22 protein-coding genes are annotated in these 16,211 nt (G+C 41.3%); all 22 read right to left on the reverse strand.

Annotated features, from left to right (window positions below; translation table 11 throughout):
• Positions 1-88: 88 nt before the first annotated feature.
• A complete protein-coding gene (gene folD / locus V5M37_RS21275) occupies positions 89-946 on the reverse strand; it encodes a bifunctional methylenetetrahydrofolate dehydrogenase/methenyltetrahydrofolate cyclohydrolase FolD (protein WP_423799050.1) in 858 nt (285 codons plus the stop codon).
• Positions 947-981: 35 nt separating this feature from the next.
• The gene (nusB, locus tag V5M37_RS21280) at positions 982-1,380 is read right to left on the reverse strand and encodes a transcription antitermination factor NusB (RefSeq protein WP_213144903.1); all 399 of its coding nucleotides are present in this window, start codon (positions 1,378-1,380) and stop codon (positions 982-984) included.
• A gap of 302 nt (positions 1,381-1,682) precedes the next feature.
• The gene (locus V5M37_RS21285) at positions 1,683-2,090 is read right to left on the reverse strand and encodes an Asp23/Gls24 family envelope stress response protein (RefSeq protein ID WP_213120236.1); all 408 of its coding nucleotides are present in this window, start codon (positions 2,088-2,090) and stop codon (positions 1,683-1,685) included.
• An 18-nt stretch (positions 2,091-2,108) separates the two neighbouring features.
• Complete coding sequence (gene accC, locus V5M37_RS21290) at positions 2,109-3,464, reverse strand: acetyl-CoA carboxylase biotin carboxylase subunit (RefSeq protein ID WP_213144902.1); 1,356 nt, start codon at positions 3,462-3,464, stop codon at positions 2,109-2,111.
• A 13-nt stretch (positions 3,465-3,477) separates the two neighbouring features.
• Positions 3,478-3,987: an acetyl-CoA carboxylase biotin carboxyl carrier protein gene (accB, locus tag V5M37_RS21295; protein WP_423799051.1), complete on the reverse strand. Its 510-nt coding sequence runs from the start codon at positions 3,985-3,987 to the stop codon at positions 3,478-3,480.
• Positions 3,988-4,123: 136 nt separating this feature from the next.
• Positions 4,124-4,684 (reverse strand): SpoIIIAH-like family protein, encoded by a 561-nt coding sequence (locus V5M37_RS21300; protein ID WP_213144900.1) that lies wholly within the window; start codon positions 4,682-4,684, stop codon positions 4,124-4,126.
• Between the two features lie 16 nt (positions 4,685-4,700).
• Entirely contained in the window at positions 4,701-5,363 is a 663-nt protein-coding gene (gene spoIIIAG / locus V5M37_RS21305; RefSeq protein ID WP_378584028.1) for a stage III sporulation protein AG, read from the reverse strand.
• Positions 5,356-5,985 carry a stage III sporulation protein AF gene (spoIIIAF, locus tag V5M37_RS21310; RefSeq protein ID WP_423799052.1) on the reverse strand — a complete coding sequence of 210 codons (630 nt, stop codon included), beginning with the start codon at positions 5,983-5,985 and terminating at the stop codon, positions 5,356-5,358. Before spoIIIAF ends, spoIIIAG begins: the two co-directional genes overlap by 8 nt.
• A gap of 16 nt (positions 5,986-6,001) precedes the next feature.
• Positions 6,002-7,210 carry a stage III sporulation protein AE gene (spoIIIAE, locus tag V5M37_RS21315; protein ID WP_213144897.1) on the reverse strand — a complete coding sequence of 403 codons (1,209 nt, stop codon included), beginning with the start codon at positions 7,208-7,210 and terminating at the stop codon, positions 6,002-6,004.
• A 29-nt stretch (positions 7,211-7,239) separates the two neighbouring features.
• The gene (gene spoIIIAD / locus V5M37_RS21320) at positions 7,240-7,620 is read right to left on the reverse strand and encodes a stage III sporulation protein AD (RefSeq protein WP_241113860.1); all 381 of its coding nucleotides are present in this window, start codon (positions 7,618-7,620) and stop codon (positions 7,240-7,242) included.
• 25 nt (positions 7,621-7,645) lie between these two features.
• On the reverse strand, positions 7,646-7,849 hold the full coding sequence (spoIIIAC, locus tag V5M37_RS21325; protein WP_007084610.1) for a stage III sporulation protein AC: 204 nt from the start codon (positions 7,847-7,849) through the stop codon (positions 7,646-7,648).
• Between the two features lie 11 nt (positions 7,850-7,860).
• Positions 7,861-8,376 (reverse strand): stage III sporulation protein SpoIIIAB, encoded by a 516-nt coding sequence (gene spoIIIAB / locus V5M37_RS21330; RefSeq protein WP_213144896.1) that lies wholly within the window; start codon positions 8,374-8,376, stop codon positions 7,861-7,863.
• A complete protein-coding gene (gene spoIIIAA, locus V5M37_RS21335) occupies positions 8,377-9,294 on the reverse strand; it encodes a stage III sporulation protein AA (protein ID WP_423799053.1) in 918 nt (305 codons plus the stop codon).
• Between the two features lie 177 nt (positions 9,295-9,471).
• The gene (locus tag V5M37_RS21340) at positions 9,472-9,981 is read right to left on the reverse strand and encodes a TlpA family protein disulfide reductase (RefSeq protein WP_423799054.1); all 510 of its coding nucleotides are present in this window, start codon (positions 9,979-9,981) and stop codon (positions 9,472-9,474) included.
• A 43-nt stretch (positions 9,982-10,024) separates the two neighbouring features.
• On the reverse strand, positions 10,025-10,156 hold the full coding sequence (locus tag V5M37_RS21345) for a CcmD family protein (protein WP_213144893.1): 132 nt from the start codon (positions 10,154-10,156) through the stop codon (positions 10,025-10,027).
• 12 nt (positions 10,157-10,168) lie between these two features.
• The gene (locus V5M37_RS21350; protein WP_423799055.1) at positions 10,169-10,930 is read right to left on the reverse strand and encodes a cytochrome c biogenesis protein; all 762 of its coding nucleotides are present in this window, start codon (positions 10,928-10,930) and stop codon (positions 10,169-10,171) included.
• 3 nt (positions 10,931-10,933) lie between these two features.
• Positions 10,934-11,614 carry a heme exporter protein CcmB gene (locus tag V5M37_RS21355; protein WP_423799056.1) on the reverse strand — a complete coding sequence of 227 codons (681 nt, stop codon included), beginning with the start codon at positions 11,612-11,614 and terminating at the stop codon, positions 10,934-10,936.
• On the reverse strand, positions 11,611-12,315 hold the full coding sequence (locus tag V5M37_RS21360) for an ABC transporter ATP-binding protein (protein WP_213120223.1): 705 nt from the start codon (positions 12,313-12,315) through the stop codon (positions 11,611-11,613). Before V5M37_RS21360 ends, V5M37_RS21355 begins: the two co-directional genes overlap by 4 nt.
• A 25-nt stretch (positions 12,316-12,340) precedes the next feature.
• Positions 12,341-13,336 carry a hypothetical protein gene (locus V5M37_RS21365; RefSeq protein ID WP_423799057.1) on the reverse strand — a complete coding sequence of 332 codons (996 nt, stop codon included), beginning with the start codon at positions 13,334-13,336 and terminating at the stop codon, positions 12,341-12,343.
• Positions 13,333-13,704, reverse strand: coding sequence for a hypothetical protein (locus V5M37_RS21370; protein ID WP_213144888.1), 372 nt, complete (start codon positions 13,702-13,704; stop codon positions 13,333-13,335). Before V5M37_RS21370 ends, V5M37_RS21365 begins: the two co-directional genes overlap by 4 nt.
• Positions 13,705-13,716: 12 nt before the next feature.
• Positions 13,717-14,220, reverse strand: a complete 504-nt coding sequence (locus tag V5M37_RS21375) for a cytochrome c-type biogenesis protein (protein WP_423799058.1) — start codon at positions 14,218-14,220, stop codon at positions 13,717-13,719.
• A gap of 1 nt (position 14,221) precedes the next feature.
• Positions 14,222-16,204 carry a heme lyase CcmF/NrfE family subunit gene (locus tag V5M37_RS21380; protein WP_423799059.1) on the reverse strand — a complete coding sequence of 661 codons (1,983 nt, stop codon included), beginning with the start codon at positions 16,202-16,204 and terminating at the stop codon, positions 14,222-14,224.
• Positions 16,205-16,211: the final 7 nt, after the last annotated feature.

The raw sequence follows: 16,211 nt of genomic DNA on the forward strand, positions 1-16,211 counted from the left end.
TCCCTATCCATTATATAATTAGCCCCCCGGTTTGTCCGCAAAAAGAACATAAGGGCTAATCATCATAGATAAGGACAATTTCTTAGACTTATTTGCGGTTCATACTTTCCTTCGCAGACTGTAAGGTATTATACATAAGCATTGTTATCGTCATCGGACCCACACCCTTTGGAACAGGAGTTATGTATCCAGCTTTTTCACTAACTTCAGCAAATGCCACATCGCCGCAAAGCTTTCCTGCCTCATTTCGGTTAATTCCAACATCAATAACCACTGCCCCCTCTTTAACATGTTCAGCAGTAATAAAGTTTGGAATTCCCACGGCTGCAACCAGAATATCTGCCTGTCTTGTTTGCTCGGCTAAATCCTTCGTTCTTGAATGGCAATAGGTGACAGTAGCGTGCTGATTAAGCAGTAATTGGCCAACCGGTTTCCCGACGATGTTGCTTCTGCCGACGACAACTGCATGTTTACCGGCAACAGAAATTCCATATTCTTCGAGCAATACCATAATTCCATATGGTGTACATGGCAAAAACGTTTTCTGTCCAGTCATCATTCGGCCGATATTAATGGGATGAAAGCCGTCAACATCTTTTAAAGGCGAAATCGTTTCGATGACCTTTGTCTCATCAATATGCTTTGGCAGTGGAAGCTGGACCAAAATGCCATGGATCGCAGCATCATTATTCAGTTCTTCAATCTTTGCAAGAAGTTCCGCCTCTGACGTTTCTTCCGGCATTTCAATTAATAATGAGTTCATGCCAAGCTCTTTACATGTTTTCTCTTTATTGGTGACGTAAGTACGGGATGCATGATTATTGCCGACAAGGATAACCACTAAACCCGGAGTTACCCCCTGACCTTTCAGACTTGAGACCGCTTGGGCGATTTCATGCTTTTTTTTGTCTGCGACTTCTTTTCCATTGATAATAACAGCTGTCATTTTCCTTTTCTCCCTTCCCGTTATCCATCCATTAGTTATTCCATAACAAGCTTTTGTTTTACTTTTGAAAGAATAGCATTAATAAACTTGCTTGATTGGTCATCTCCATATATTTTGGCAATCTCAATTGCTTCATCTAAAATTACATTTTCAGGGACATCAGGCTGCATAAATTTTAATTCATAGGCAGCTATTCTTAAAATATTTCTGTCAACTGCTGCCAAACGATCAATGGACCATTTTTCTAAGTTCTCAATGATTAGCTTGTCAATTTCTTCTTTATGCTCGACTACTCCGAGAACAAGCCGGGATAGATAATCGTCGCCTGCTTCCCCCTCTAATACGTGTTCAATTGCAGAGGATGGCTCGCTCTGTGAGACATCAATTTGAAAGAGTGCTTGTAAAGCCTTTTCTCTTGCAGTTCTTCTTTTCATTATACCGTTAACTCCTTTAGGGATTTTAAGTAATTTATGACTATTTTTCATCCATATTATAGTATTAAAATAATGTCGAAACCTTAGACATAAATTGATAATAGCATAATTAAAATTGATTCGCACTTTGAAATCGATTTCTCCGGATAAATGTAAACTCGCAGATTGGCGAGTCCGATAGGACGAAGACAGAGGCGTAGTTGAATTTATGCGTTAAGAAAGTATAAAGCTTTCGACAGAAAGTTTATACTTTCTTATTAGCAAACAAAAAACCAAAGGAGCGAATCCTTTGGTTTTTGCTTTTATACTTCTTCATCCACAATTGGTTCTACTTTCTGTGTTTCGAATTGGACGCCGACTACGTGGATGTTTACCTCTTCTGCTTCGAGTGCAGTCATGTTAAGTAGTGCTTGGCGGATATTTTCTTGAATTTTCCCTGCCACTGATGGAATAGAAATTCCAAATTTCATTAAACAGTAAACATCAATTTTGATTCCTGTCTCTGTCAGTTCTACCTTTACGCCTTTTCCGTGATTTTTCTTGCCTAGACGCTCCACCACACCTGTTGCAAAGTTTCCGCGCATTCCGGCTACACCTTCAACCTCGGATGCGGCAATACCGGCAATCACTTCAATCACTTCAGGAGCAATTTCGATTTTCCCCAGGCCATTGTTCTCATGTTCCATTTCCAAAATGCTAAATTCGCTCATCGTGCGATCCCTCCAGATTTATACTGACTTCATCACATCATACAACTCCAGGAATTTCGTATTAAACTGGCCTTCGACGAATTTTTCGTGCTCAAGAAGCTTTAAATGAAATGGAATCGTTGTGTGAATTCCTTCCACAACAAATTCGCTTAAGGCACGTTTCATTCTTGCGATTGCTTCCTCCCTGGTGCTGCCGTATGCAATTACCTTTGCAATCATGGAATCGTAGTAAGGTGGAATGGTGTATCCCGGATAGGCAGCAGAATCAATCCGAACTCCCAGCCCGCCAGGCGGTAAGTACATATTAATCTTTCCAGCTGAAGGAAGAAAATTCTTCTCCGGATTTTCGGCATTGATCCGGCACTCAATCGCCCAGCCATTGAAGGTCACATCCGCTTGGGTTAACGATAGTTTTTCACCATTTGCTACGCGAATCATTTCTTTAATAAGGTCAATTCCAGTGACCATTTCAGTTACAGGATGCTCTACCTGAATCCTTGTGTTCATCTCCATGAAATAAAATTTCCGATTGCGGTAGTCATATATAAATTCTACCGTTCCAGCACCTGAATAATCAACCGCTTTTGCAGCTTTTACAGCAGCATTTCCCATTTCCGCACGAATCTCTCCATCAAGGGCAGGAGAAGGAGTCTCCTCAAGAAGCTTTTGAAGTCTGCGCTGAATCGAGCAATCCCTTTCACCTAAATGAATGGTATTCCCATAATTATCACCAAGGACCTGAATTTCGACATGGCGGAAATCTTCAATGAACTTTTCGATATAAACGCCCGGATTTCCGAAGGCTGTCGCCGCTTCCTGCTGTGTGATATTGATGCCTTTGATTAATTCCTGCTCGTTTCTGGCTACGCGGATTCCTTTACCGCCACCGCCGGCAGTTGCTTTAATAATCACCGGATACTGGATCTTTTTGACAAGCTCAAGAGCTTCGTCAATATCATTAATGATCCCCTTCGATCCAGGAACAATTGGAACCCCTGCTTCCCGCATGGTTTCTCTTGCGATGTCCTTGGTTCCCATCTTTGTAATCGCTTCAGGACTTGGGCCCACAAAGGTAATATTACATTCGCGGCAAAGCTCGGCAAAATCGGCGTTTTCTGCTAAAAATCCATAACCAGGATGAATCGCATCACAGCCTGTTAATTTTGCGACACTTATAATATTGGTAACATTTAAGTAACTGTCTTTTGATGACGTTGGTCCAATACAGTAAGCTTCATCAGCCAGCTGAACATGCAATGCTTCACGGTCCGCTTCAGAAAATACCGCAACCGATTCAATTCCCATTTCGCGGCAGGCGCGGATAATCCGAACTGCAATTTCTCCTCTGTTTGCAATTAACAGTTTTTTTATCATTCCGTTACGCTCCTTATTCTGGCTTAACTAAAAATAACGGCTGTCCGTACTCGACTAATTGGCCATCTTTAACTAGCACTTCGACAATTTCTCCGGTTACTTCTGCCTCAATTTCATTAAATAGCTTCATCGCTTCTACAATACAAACGATGGAATCCTTCGTCACTTTTGAACCTGCTTTTACATAAGCCTCTGCATCTGGACTTGGGGAAGCATAGAATGTTCCTACCATTGGTGAAGTAATTTTATGTAAATTCGTATCCTCTGTTTCAACAGCTGCAGCCTTTGGTGCTTCCTGTTTAACAGCTTGAACAGGTGCCTCCGGGGCCGGAGCCGGCACTGGGGCTGCTTGAACGGCCACAGGAGCTAGCGCAGCTGCCGGTTGTACAGCAGGCTGAACAACAGTTACACCATTATTCTTTTTCATTTGAATTTTAGAGCCTTCGTTTTCATATACAAATTCTTCAATACTGGATTGGTCAACAAGTTTAATTAATTCGCGAATTTCTTGAACCTTTAACATTGAATAACACCCTCTTGTTCAAATTAAAATTATTACTTGCTACTAATACTATACCTTAATACTTAATAAGAGTTCAATATTCTTAATTATAAAACACAAAAACAGGAAAGCGCAAAAGCGCTTTCCTAACCTCTCTTTATTTGGACGGCTGGAAAGTAACGGCTACAAAATTACTTTCACCGATCTCCTTTTTCACTTCTAAGATTATTTTATTTGCAGCTGAAGCAGATGGCTTTTTCTTGGATTTAACAGTTACTCTTACCTTTTCACCATCAGCTCTTACCAATGCATCCTCATAGCCCATTGTTTTAATCATCGTTTCTAATAATTCTTCCTTTTGGGCAATGTCATTCAGCTTTTGCATTTGATCCTTCGCTTTCATCCGCTCTTCTGCTGGAAGATCAGTGGAAGCCATAGTAGCTGTTAATTCTTCCTTCTGTTCGCCACGCAGTTCATCAAGCTTTAAGCGAAGCTCTTCAAATTCCGCATCACCGGCAACTGTAGAAACGACTGTTTTTCCATCCTTTGCTTCGGTTTTCGTTTTAGTATCCTTATTTGCCACCTCGTTCTTCACATTTTTCTCCACAGAGGCAAGGTCTGTGCTCTTTTGCTCTGGAGAAGTGATGTAATAAACCGACAATACCACGACCAGACTCAACATCGTTAATAACCAAACTGTTTGCTTTTTCAATAGCATTCTAAAAATCCCCCTTTTATTTTTTAGGAACAACTGATACACGATGGCTCGAAACTCCTAAAACCCGTGTAACAGCTTCGACTATCCATTTTTTCACTTGAATATTTTCTGCACCTTTCGCTACGACTAAGACACCGCGGATATCCGGCTTCTTGGTTTCCACGACAACCGGCACTTCTTTTTCGCCATTTCGGATAATCACCAGCTGCTCATCAACGGTATTATCCTGAACCTTGCGCTGGCCGCCCTGAGTATCCGATTCCTCGGTTGTTTGCGATTTGTTTGACCGATTCTTTTCGAAAATTTTCTTGTCTGAAGAATCAATGTTAACAATCACGGTAACATCATCGACACCCAGCATTTCCTGGAGTGCTTTCTTTAATTGGTCCTCATATTTTTCTTCATATTCAGCAATGGTTTTATTGCCAGAGCTTTTATTCAAACCAAAAGCGGCGACATCCTCATCGCCACCCGTCTTTGCGGTTGTGGCTGCCGGAATGGCCGTGGAGCCAGTGTCATTTTTTAACACGATATTTCCAACAAGCATTAGGCTTGCTCCAATACACAGAACAAGAAGCATATACTGGAATTTTCCCGGCTTTTTACCTGATTTTTCATCCTGCTCATCCATTCTAAGCAGTTTTTTCAGCCATGAAATTGGCCCTTTATTATTACCCATTTTTCTTCTGGATCCCCCCTTCAATCGAAACATCAACTGTTTCTTCTGTTACGTTCCATTTTTTAGAGAGAAATGCGGCAATTTTTTCTGTTTCATCTGCCCGTTTTTTAGATGGAAGAGGTGCTTCTGTGTTGATTACTACTGGTTTAACTGCTTCGACTGTCTTTTCGCCTGTTTCTGGCTGTTTCAGAAGAACCATTACCTTTTGGAGGTTTTCAGGGAATGCTCGGTCACTTTCTGCATTTGTTTCTACATCAATTTGTGCGATTTCCAATCCATACTGCTCCATTAACTCCCCCTCTACACCCTTTTTTAGCTGGACAGCCATTTCTTTTAAAATATATGCATGCTGAGAGGCTTGTATTTCTTTTTTCTTCGAATCTATTAAATTTTTCATATTTTTTTCTTCAGGAGCCTGATAAGAAGGAATAGCTGCAATAGCTCCCTCAAAATCCTTTGAAATAATCTTGAAGAGAGGAGTTAGAATAATGGCAATTAACAAAAGGCCCGTCACCATCTTCGTATATTTCTGCATGCTTGAATTTGGCAGCAGCATATCAATCACCGTGGCCAGCAGGATAAATAGAATGATATTTGTAACCCACTCTTTTAAAAATTCCATTTTGCTCACCCACTCCCTATCGCATCATCATCGTCAAATTTCCGGCTGCGATTATGACTGTTATACTTAGAAAAAACATCAATGAGACAATCCCTAATGCGGCGAAAACATAGATGACACTTTTGCTGATAATATCAAGGCAAGTGATAATGGGCCCTCCGCCTAACGGCTGAAGGATGGCGGCAGCAAATTTATAGATAAATGAAATCATCAAAATTTTAAATGCAGGGAAGGCAACTATAATCAGCAAAATGGCCACTCCGGCAATCCCGACTGAATTTTTTAAAAGCACTGAGGCACTGACAACCGTATCAGTCGCATCGGTAAACATCCTGCCAATAACCGGGATGAAATTTCCGGTAATAAATTTAGCAGTCCGTATCGTAATTCCGTCTGTTACCGCTGTAGATGCTCCTTGGACGGAAATTACCCCTAGAAATACGGTTAAAAACAGTCCCATTAAACCGATGCTCCAGTTTCTTAACAGCGCGGCCAATTGAGTGACCTTATATTGATCAGACATCGTGCTGACAATGCTTAGTAAAGCTGCCAGGAACAAAAGCGGCAGGATTACGTATTGCATTAATAATCCACTCATATTCATCAAGAACAAGATAACGGGGTGAAAAAACGCTGCCGACACCAGTCCGCCCGATGCAGCCATCAAAGCGAGCAGCAAAGGAATCAAGGCCAGAACGAAGGAGATCATTGTTCCAATCGCTTCGTTTGTATAGGAAATGGCGATATGAAAACTATTTAAAGCGATAATCACGAGCACCATATAAACAATCGCATAGGCCACTTTGCTGATATTGCTTTTTTCAAAGGCATTTTGCATCGTTTGCAGAAACATACTGAATATCGATAGCATGATTAATGAACCGAGCAATTTGCCGTTGGCCAGGAACTCATGGAAAAGGAATTTTAGAAATCCCATACCCCACTGCTTAAACGAAAACTCTTTCTCGCCTTTGATAAAGTCATACAAGCTTCCCTTCTGACTCTCCGGAAGAAAACCGCCGTATTTATTGCTAATATCTTCCCAAAACTGTTTAAGCTCTGTTAAATCCAAGCTTTCTAGCTGTGAATCCACCAGCTCCTGCGGCGAAAGAGGGCTGGTATTGGCTTGAGTGGGCTCTGACCCCTGTGCAGCTTGGACACTTGGACTATAGCAAAAAAAGACTAAGAGAATGATAATTGGAATAATCTGCAGCCACTGCTTCATCTTTTACTAACACCTCTTCCCGAAAACGATTAATTCGGAATTAGTTTGATTATGGTTTCGATTAATACAGTAAGAATTGGTATAGCCATGGCGAGTATAATGACTTTTCCTGCTAATTCGATTTTTGAGGCGACGGCCCCCTGGCCAGCATCCTTTGTAATCTGAACGGCAAATTCGGCGATATAGGCAATCCCGATTATTTTAAGAATCGTCTCAACATAAACGAGATTCACCTTTGCATTTATGGCCAGTCTTTCGAGCATATGAATGATTTCGTAGATCTTGTCCACCAGAAAAAGGAATATCGAGCAGCCAACAAAGACAATTAATAGGAAGGCAATGTTCGGTTTTTGTTCCTTAATAATTAAGGCAAGAAAGGTAGCGACGAGGGCAATTCCAACTATTTTAATAATTTCAATGGCAAAGCCCCCCTTTCTATTGGAACAAAAAGACCGATTTTATTTTTTGGAACAGATCATCTACGATGGATGCCACTTGAAATAAAATATAAATAAAGCCAAACAAGGTTACCCATTGCGCATATTCCTTTTTCCCAACTTGATCAAGAACTGTATGCAAAAAGGCGACCACAATGCCGACACCTGCTATTTTGAAAATAATATCCACTTCTAAACCCATTGCTTTTCCCCCTAAAATAATAAAATTATCAACAATAATCCTGATAAGAATCCAAGACTCTTGACCATTTTTTCGTACTTCGCTTGTGCTTGGACAGCCTCTGCTTCTTCTCTTTCCAGATGGGAAAGGGTAAGCATGATGTGTTTCTGCTGGGAAAAGCGGTCATGTCGGCCAAGGGTTTCGCCAAATTGCCTCATAATTTCATATTCGCCCTGTTTTAATGCAGTCGATTTCCATATTTCCTTTAGGCTCGATTCCCAAGCCTCTTTTACAGTTGTCTCTGAATTGGTCAACTTCCCTGCAAAGCTCTCAAAAAAAGTGGATAGAGGCTTAGCCATCTGGGCTGCCAGCCGTCTTGCGGCTTCATGAAGAGGCGTATGCCCATACATGATTTCAGCCTCAAGGGATTGCAGGGCAAATTTCAAAGCTCGCAGCTGCTTCGGCCGCTCGCTAAGGTTTCTTGCGGCCTCAAAGCCTGTGAAGGTAGTGGCAACAACAATAAAAATGGCACCAATCAGCTTAACCATCTATGTCACGCTCGCTTTTTGGTTCAATTTTTGTCCGCTTCCATCCAAAATTTCCGTGATCGTCCCCGGACCAGCCTTACGGCTAAGGATTATTAACCGTTCAAAGATTCCTTGGCTGAGTATTTCCTTTAACGAAGGCCTTTTGCTGATTTCTTCCAGGCTCGTCCCATGTGTCGTCATAAACAGCTTGATGCCGGCATGAACGGCTTCCTGGATTGCTTCGGCATCTTCTTTACGGCCAATTTCATCTACGACCAGAACTTCCGGGCTCATCGAGCGGATCATCATCATCATTCCCTCCGCTTTAGGGCAGGCATCAAGAACATCCACACGGTACCCGAAGGTTAATTGCGGGATTCCATTTACACATCCCGCTATTTCACTCCGCTCATCGACAATGCCTACTTTGGAAGCAGCAATGTTCCGGTAACCTGTTGAGATAATCCTTGCAACATCCCGCAGCAGTGTTGTTTTTCCTGTTTGCGGCGGCCCGATAATCATCGTGTTCATCCAGTTTCCATTGCAGATGTAGGGAATAATAGGTTCGGCACTGCCGAGCTTTTCTTTCGCAATTCGAATGTTAAACGAAGATATATCCCTTATCGCCTTTACTCTTTCATTCTCCAGAATGACTTTTCCGGCTAGACCGATTCGATGGCCGCCTGAAACAGTGATATATCCGCGCTTAAGCTCCTCTTCCAAGGTATAAATGGAAAAATGGCTAATTTTATTCATTAACTGAACGGCATCTTCAGGCTGAATAATATACGATAGAAAGGTTGGCGCTCCCCTCATCGTTAATTCGATGGGCCGATTAATACGAATCCGAATTTCTTCGATTTCCTTTTTTTGGACAGGAGGGATTTGATTGATCAGGTCGGCGATTTTTCTTGGTAAAAAATTAAGTAAGGTTTCCACGAAAGCTTCCTCCTTGATTTACCCTTCTCATTAATTAAAATGTATGCCTGCTTGGACACATTATGACTGACAAATCTTCTAAAAATTGCTTTCACTCTATTTTTTTACATCTATTTAATAGAAACGAAAAACGGGGACAGTTCTTCTGCTCAAAAGCAGAAGAACCGTCCCCGTGCATCATTTATCGTATTTCTTGATCCAGTTATACATTTGCATTTCGGTAACCGGACCATTGTAGTGTTCTCTTATAATTCCTTGCTTATCAATGACAAAAGTCTCAGGCTGGCCAGTTACGTTATATTGCTTGGAAACTTTGGCATTATAGTCGAATAAATAAACCATTCCTTCTTTATTGTCATTTGTTACCTTTTTAATTCGTTCAATGGTTTCGCCACGGTTTATCATAAGCAATGGATATTTGCCGCCATAATCCTTTTGAAAGGCTGCTAATTCCGGGAACTCATCCTTACAAGGCTTGCACCAGCTTGCAAAGTAGTTTAAAATTACGACTTTACCCTTATACTCTGAAAGCTTTGTCGTTCCGCCATCATAATTAGGCAGTTCAAAATTAAAGGCTTTATCGCCAACATCGGTATGTTTGCCTTTTGTGACAAGGCTATAACCAAAAAATCCGAACATCGCGATAATAAGAATCAACACAAGTGGTTTAATAACCCGCTGGTTCATTCGCACTTCCTCCTGACGGGCTGTCTCCCAGCCTTATTCCTTCCTATTTATCTAACTGCTTTAAAAACTCAATTTCCTTTTTCAGCTTGTCATGCCGTTTTCCAATAATGAGCATATACGCAAAAATCACAACCCAAGCAACAGAATAAGCACCTAACATATATTCATAATTCATGATTGGTTCCTCCTATTTATCTAATGACTCTCTTAATCTTTCCTTATATTGTTCTATTGTTATTTTCATTTTTTCAAAAGAAACACCCTTATGAAGTAGATAGGAATAAAGAATAGTAAAAGCTGTAATCGTGACTAGCAAGGAGACAAGCATTGTATCCTCAATTCCGCCGCCTTTTTGAGAAGGTCCATCACCAAAAACAATTGGGTGGAACTTTGTCTGCCACCAGCGGATTGCAAAGAAGACAATCGGTACGTCGGCAAAGCCAATAATTCCGAAGACTGCGGCGAGTCTTGCTTTCTTATCCCAAACCCCATCCATTTGCCGAATCATGATATAGGCAATGTAAATAAAGAATAGAATGAGCGTTGTAATAAGGCGCGGTTCCCATACCCACCAGGTATTCCAAGCGGATCTTGCCCAGATTGGACCTGTTGTCAGAACGATAATCGTGAAAACAACACCAATTTCTGCGGAAACATAGGCATACGTATCATAAATTCTTTTCCGCTTTATTAAAAATAAAATGCTGAAAACGAATGTTACAAAAAACGCCAAGAAGGCAAGCCACGCTGAGCTTACATGGTAATAGAAAATTTTTTGCGCAGCCCTCATGGTTTTTTCTTCATCTGCAAAAATAAAGATAAAATATAGTGCCGTAAACATCGATATGATGGTTGCGCCAAACAATACTTTTCCTAGGTTAACACTTTTCGTGTCTGTCAATTGCGAAGGGGGCAGGACCGCTTTTTCCCGTTCGAGATTCATACTCATCACTTAAACCTCCAGCACATAATCAATTAATAAGAAACAAACAACAAAGAAAATCACATCATACGCTGTAACCAGCTGAATCCACGCCAAAGCGCTCGAAAACTGATCCATGTTCGTTAAAATGATTTTAGTTGCCTGAACCACACCGATTAAAATAGGGGTGGTAATTGGAAATAACAACAGCGGCAGCAGCATTTCACTGCTTTTGGAATTCGCCGCAAGAGCTGCCAAAAAAGTCCCGATGGCAATAAAGCCAAAGCTTCCTAAAAAAATCACCAATAGAAAATACGGAAAACTGCCAAGAAATTTAAAATCAAATAATAAGAATAAAAACGGAACAGAAACAATTTCAACAACTAATATCATCGCAAAGTTTGCCAAGAACTTGCCTAAGTAAATACTGGCGGCCTCCATCGGTGAAACAAGCAGCCCCTGCATCGTATCGTTCCGCTGCTCCGAAATGAACGACCGGTTAAGACCCAAAATACCGGAAAACACAATAATAACCCAAATAATCCCGGGGATTACAGCCTTTGTCGTGTTATTGGCCGGATCAAAGGCAAAACTGAATACAACGATGACGAGTCCGGCAAAGATAATTTGCGTGACCAAAATTTGTTTTGTTTTTAACTCTGAATATAAATCTTTTTGGGCAAGCAAGAAGGCTGTGCGAAATAGATTCATGATACACCCTCCACCTGCAGCTCATATTTTTGTGAAACATATCCCAAGCTTGAATTTTCAATTCTGAAGTCATCGACAATTTTGCCGTTTTTGACAATAACAATGCGGTCGCAGATTTCGGCTGCCTGCTTGAAATCATGGGTGACCATTAAGGTTGTCGTTCCTTTCTCTTTCATGGAGAGAATCACATTGTTTAAAATGGCAATAGCGCCCTGGTCCAGACCGGTATGCGGCTCATCCAGCAACAATACTTCAGGTTCATGAATAATCGCTCTGGCAATGGCAATTCGTTGGATCATGCCGCGCGAGAAATTTTTGACCGGTTCATTTAAAAAGAAGGATAAGCCCACTTCTTTAACAAGCTCGGCCGCTTTTTGTTCTACATTTTTAACCCCATATATATTCCCGAAGAAGACGAGGTTTTCTAATGGGGAGTAATGGTCGTAAAGCAAGCTGGAATGAGGCAGATAGCCTAATATTTTTTTTATTTCAAGCGAATCTTTCTTCAAGTCCAAACCATTGATCTTGATCATTCCTGATGTTGGTTTAATTAATGAGGCCAGCACCTTTAGTAGCGTGCTCTTTCCTGCCCCGTTTGGACCAAGAATCCCGACAGTTTCCCCTTTATGGATAGAGAGGTCAACACCACGTAAGATCAGCTTGTTGTCAGCCTGCTTCGTCAGTTTTTTAATTTCTATCATTTGCGCATCCCTCCCACTCCAGCTGCTATTCTACAAAATTGCGTAAATTTAATTTCACCTGAACCAAGTGCTGTTTGTAAGCTTCAAGCTTGGCATGATATTCCTCTTCAGTCAGCTTTCCATCACCGAAGGTTTCTTCCAATTCAATAATCTTATCCATGATCGCTTTCTGCTTTGACATTAACAGCTTAAAGGCTTTTTCCTCCTTATCAGCACCAAGTCGCTCACTTTCAAATCTCGCTTTTCTTCTAAAGTAGGCATAATAGGATAATCCTGCGATCACGATTGCCCCTAAAATAATCAGAAAAATATGCGGATTAAAACGATGCAATGGTGATTGCGCCCACATCCTGAGGTGGCCCGGATTATGGAAAGCCGGTGCAGTGTGGGTAACGGACGTATTTTTAGCGGTTCCCCCAGTTTCCTGTGTTTGCGAGGTACTATCAGCTTTGGGCTGGATATCCTTGTTATACTCCAGCTTAAAGGACTGACCTGCTTTTAAATTTTCAATACTGTATCCCCAATAATTTTGATCATCAAATTTAAACAGACCCTGATTGGTTGATTGTGCCCCTTTTATCTCAATGCTTCCCCTGCCCTCTGGTACGAGAATTTGGAGCATCTGAACCGGGTAGTCCACCGTAAGATTGATTTCTTTATCCTTTGGCATCCGATAGCTATATGGCAGCACCATGGTTTGGTTGCCTGGAATCGACGTAGTTGTAATAAATCCTTTATCCACCTGTTTAAACGCAATTTTGTTATCTAGAAAATTTAAATCCTTGGCCCCTTCTGGCAGCGTTACAGTTAGTACCGCTTCATTCTGGTCATCGCCTTTATACTCTTCTGCCGATTTATTGGTGTAATCGACCATATTCATCAGATTTGTTGAACCGTCTTCGGCCGGACTGACAACGAGGTAATGCATATCAATTAAAATATTGGCGTCGGATGCTGCCAAACCCTTTACAGGAATAAACAGCATCAGGCCCAGGAGGATAACGGTGATTTTACGAATCACTTTTCATCCCTCCTTTTGCTTTTGTAACTTTTCATTTGTTCTTCAATTTCTTTTTCCACTTCTGCCATTAAATCTTTATCTGTGGTGCCGCTGATTATTTCTTCTTCCTTCATAATGCTCGCTATTTCTATTTCATATTGTCTTTTTAAATTTTTATAATCAGCAGGGGAAATCTTATCCATTTTGTACTCAAACTCTATTTCGTTTAACGTAGTCAATAGGGCTTCCTTTGTTGAGGCTAAGTCTTGATTTTTCGAACCGAGATGTAAGTACGTATCCCACTTAAATAACGGTGACAAAATTAGAAACAAGCAAGTTAACGCCAAGGCAGCGGAAAAAATCATTGAAATGATGGAGATATCGTGCATTTTGTTCACATCCTATAGATACTTTTTACGTTCTTCATCAATTATGGAAGAGAGAATTTCGCCTTCCACTTCTTCCTCAGCCGTCTGATTTTCCATCACTGGTTCTTCCGTCCCTTTTCGTTTGACCCATTTACGAATAGCAAAGAACAATCCACCACCAGCGGTACCTAATGCCACAAACGGCAGTACCCAGGCAGTCAAGCTAAATCCGTTTTTCTCAGGCGCTGTTAAAATTTCTTCGCCATAAATATTCACGTAATAGTCCCGAATCTTGTCCTTATCCCAGCCCTTATTCATCATATCGACCAGGTCAGATTTAAAATCCTTTGTTAATTGGCAAGTATTAGGATCGCATTCATAATGGTCCTGTCCGCACCCGCATGTGCAGGCAAACTGCTGTGCAACGGCTTTAAATTCTGGTGATTTATAGTCAAATTCTTTTGCTTCGGCATGAAAGATTGAACCTTGGAAGATAAACGCAATAAGGAGGAGCCCCAGATAAATTTTATTTCTCATGCTATGCCACCTCTTTGCGTACCCCGGTGTATCTCGGAGTAACATTTCCATATTTTCCGTTCCAAACGGCGAAAAGTGCACCAATGACAATCATAAATGATCCCATCCATAACCAGTTCATCATCGGATTAACCTTTACCACAAATGTGGCTTTCCCATCATCCTCCCAGGCACTTAAAACAATATATAAGTCTTCCTTCATTGAGGAGATAATCGCCACTTCAGAAGAAGGCTGCTCCCAGTTCCCATAGAAAACTTTTTCGGGCTGGAAAGTGCCTAATCTTTTTCCATTTTTAAATACCGTTACATCAGCGTAAACAATATCGTTTATTCCTTCCCGTTTTTGATCAAGCCGCTCGTAATTTAGACGGTAATTATTAATCTCAAGCGAACCGCCTAATGGTACAGTTTTCATTGTTTCAACATCATAGTTTTGTGAACCAATAATCCCCATGGTGATAAAGGCAATTCCAAGGTGGACAATATATCCCCCGTAACGGCGACGGTTTCGAATCATCAGGCGGTAAAGGGCAGTAAACGGTTTTTCCTTCGTCATTTTTCTTCTTGCCTGAACCCCTCTATAAAACTCTAAGAAGTGAGTGATAAATAATAGAGTAATAACTCCGTAGCCAATGACGGCCCACGCTTTCTGAATACCCAGCACCACCATTAAAACCATAGCGATAACAGCAAGAATGGCAGGAATCAAAAAGTTCTTCCTAAGATTTTTCACGCTTGAACGCTGCCAAGCCAAGAGCGAACAAACTGCCATCACAAACATCATGGACAATAGAATCGGCGCTTCTACTTTGTTGAAGAATGGCAAGCCGACCGTTACCTTTGTGCCGCGAACTGCTTCTGAAACGAGCGGGAAAATCGTTCCCCAAAAAACAGCAAAGGCTGCACCAACAAGAAGTAAGTTATTAACTAAAAAGCTGCTTTCCTTTGAGACAAAGGATTGAAATTCTCCCGCACTGCGTTTTAGCAGATTATAGCGGCTCATTAGCACATACAATGCACCAATTACGGCAATAGCCATAAAGATTAAGAAGTATAATCCCAAATTGGAATTCGCAAAGGCATGCACTGATGTCAATACTCCGCTTCGAACTAGGAATGTGCCGAATAGTGTCAGGGCATAGGAAACGATAATTAGGCAGATATTCCAGATCTTCAGCATGTTCTTCCGCTCTTGAATCATCACAGAATGCAGGAAGGCAGTAGCTGTCAACCACGGCATAAACGAAGCATTCTCAACCGGATCCCAGGCCCAGTAGCCGCCCCAGCCTAACTCTACATAGGCCCATTGGCCGCCAAAGATATTTCCGAGACTCAAGAATAACCACGCGATAATGGTCCAGCGTCTTGTCATTTTAATCCAGAAATCATCGACGTTTTTCATGATTAAGGCCGCCATTGCAAATGCAAATGGGATGGCAAGACCTACATAACCAAGGTAAAGTGTGACAGGGTGGATAATCATCCCTGGATTTTGCAGCATTGGGTTTAATCCTTTTCCTTCAAGCGGGATCTCATCAAGTAACACAAATGGCTTTGCAACAAATCCCAAGATAAAGAAAAAGAAAACCGCATTGGCCATCAGGATCGCTGAAATGTATGGAACCATTGGGTTCCCTTTCATCTTCCTTGAAAACACAATCATGACGGTGTATAAAGTTAAGAAGAATGTCCAAAGTAACAAGGAGCCGGCATTACCTGCCCACAGGGCAGTCAGTTTATAAATAATCGGTAGTTCGCTGCTTGTATAGTCTTTTACGTATTCAAATTGGAATTGGGAAGTAGCTAATAGGTAGAACATCGACAGCATAGCCATTGACGTACAAACTAGCAATGCAACAGTTCCGCCTTTTCCACTATTTATCAGCTTTTGATTTTTCGTGCTGATTCCCAGTGTTATAACTAACAGTGAATAGATTGCAACCGCAAATCCAATATAAATGGCCGCATTAGCAAATAGATACATTTCGTCA

It is taken from the genome of Neobacillus sp. SAB-20_R2A (genome assembly GCF_049568635.1).
In the GTDB taxonomy this organism is placed as follows: Bacteria; Bacillota; Bacilli; order Bacillales; family Cytobacillaceae; genus Neobacillus; species Neobacillus citreus.

What these genes read in the sequence shown, in the direction of transcription:
- spoIIIAG (WP_378584028.1), bottom strand. Translation starts at nt 5,363, where the DNA reads ATGGGTAATAATAAAGGGCCAATTTCATGGCTGAAAAAACTGCTTAGA.
- spoIIIAB (WP_213144896.1), bottom strand. Translation starts at nt 8,376, where the DNA reads ATGGTTAAGCTGATTGGTGCCATTTTTATTGTTGTTGCCACTACCTTC.
- V5M37_RS21360 (WP_213120223.1), bottom strand. Translation starts at nt 12,315, where the DNA reads ATGATAGAAATTAAAAAACTGACGAAGCAGGCTGACAACAAGCTGATC.
- V5M37_RS21285 (WP_213120236.1), bottom strand. Translation starts at nt 2,090, where the DNA reads ATGAGCGAATTTAGCATTTTGGAAATGGAACATGAGAACAATGGCCTG.
- accC (WP_213144902.1), bottom strand. Translation starts at nt 3,464, where the DNA reads ATGATAAAAAAACTGTTAATTGCAAACAGAGGAGAAATTGCAGTTCGG.
- spoIIIAE (WP_213144897.1), bottom strand. Translation starts at nt 7,210, where the DNA reads ATGAAGCAGTGGCTGCAGATTATTCCAATTATCATTCTCTTAGTCTTT.
- V5M37_RS21300 (WP_213144900.1), bottom strand. Translation starts at nt 4,684, where the DNA reads ATGCTATTGAAAAAGCAAACAGTTTGGTTATTAACGATGTTGAGTCTG.
- V5M37_RS21370 (WP_213144888.1), bottom strand. Translation starts at nt 13,704, where the DNA reads ATGCACGATATCTCCATCATTTCAATGATTTTTTCCGCTGCCTTGGCG.
- spoIIIAC (WP_007084610.1), bottom strand. Translation starts at nt 7,849, where the DNA reads ATGGGTTTAGAAGTGGATATTATTTTCAAAATAGCAGGTGTCGGCATT.
- nusB (WP_213144903.1), bottom strand. Translation starts at nt 1,380, where the DNA reads ATGAAAAGAAGAACTGCAAGAGAAAAGGCTTTACAAGCACTCTTTCAA.
- V5M37_RS21345 (WP_213144893.1), bottom strand. Translation starts at nt 10,156, where the DNA reads ATGAATTATGAATATATGTTAGGTGCTTATTCTGTTGCTTGGGTTGTG.
- V5M37_RS21375 (WP_423799058.1), bottom strand. Translation starts at nt 14,220, where the DNA reads ATGAGAAATAAAATTTATCTGGGGCTCCTCCTTATTGCGTTTATCTTC.
- V5M37_RS21350 (WP_423799055.1), bottom strand. Translation starts at nt 10,930, where the DNA reads ATGAGTATGAATCTCGAACGGGAAAAAGCGGTCCTGCCCCCTTCGCAA.
- V5M37_RS21355 (WP_423799056.1), bottom strand. Translation starts at nt 11,614, where the DNA reads ATGAATCTATTTCGCACAGCCTTCTTGCTTGCCCAAAAAGATTTATAT.
- folD (WP_423799050.1), bottom strand. Translation starts at nt 946, where the DNA reads ATGACAGCTGTTATTATCAATGGAAAAGAAGTCGCAGACAAAAAAAAG.
- accB (WP_423799051.1), bottom strand. Translation starts at nt 3,987, where the DNA reads ATGTTAAAGGTTCAAGAAATTCGCGAATTAATTAAACTTGTTGACCAA.
- V5M37_RS21380 (WP_423799059.1), bottom strand. Translation starts at nt 16,204, where the DNA reads ATGTATCTATTTGCTAATGCGGCCATTTATATTGGATTTGCGGTTGCA.
- spoIIIAF (WP_423799052.1), bottom strand. Translation starts at nt 5,985, where the DNA reads ATGGAATTTTTAAAAGAGTGGGTTACAAATATCATTCTATTTATCCTG.
- V5M37_RS21340 (WP_423799054.1), bottom strand. Translation starts at nt 9,981, where the DNA reads ATGAACCAGCGGGTTATTAAACCACTTGTGTTGATTCTTATTATCGCG.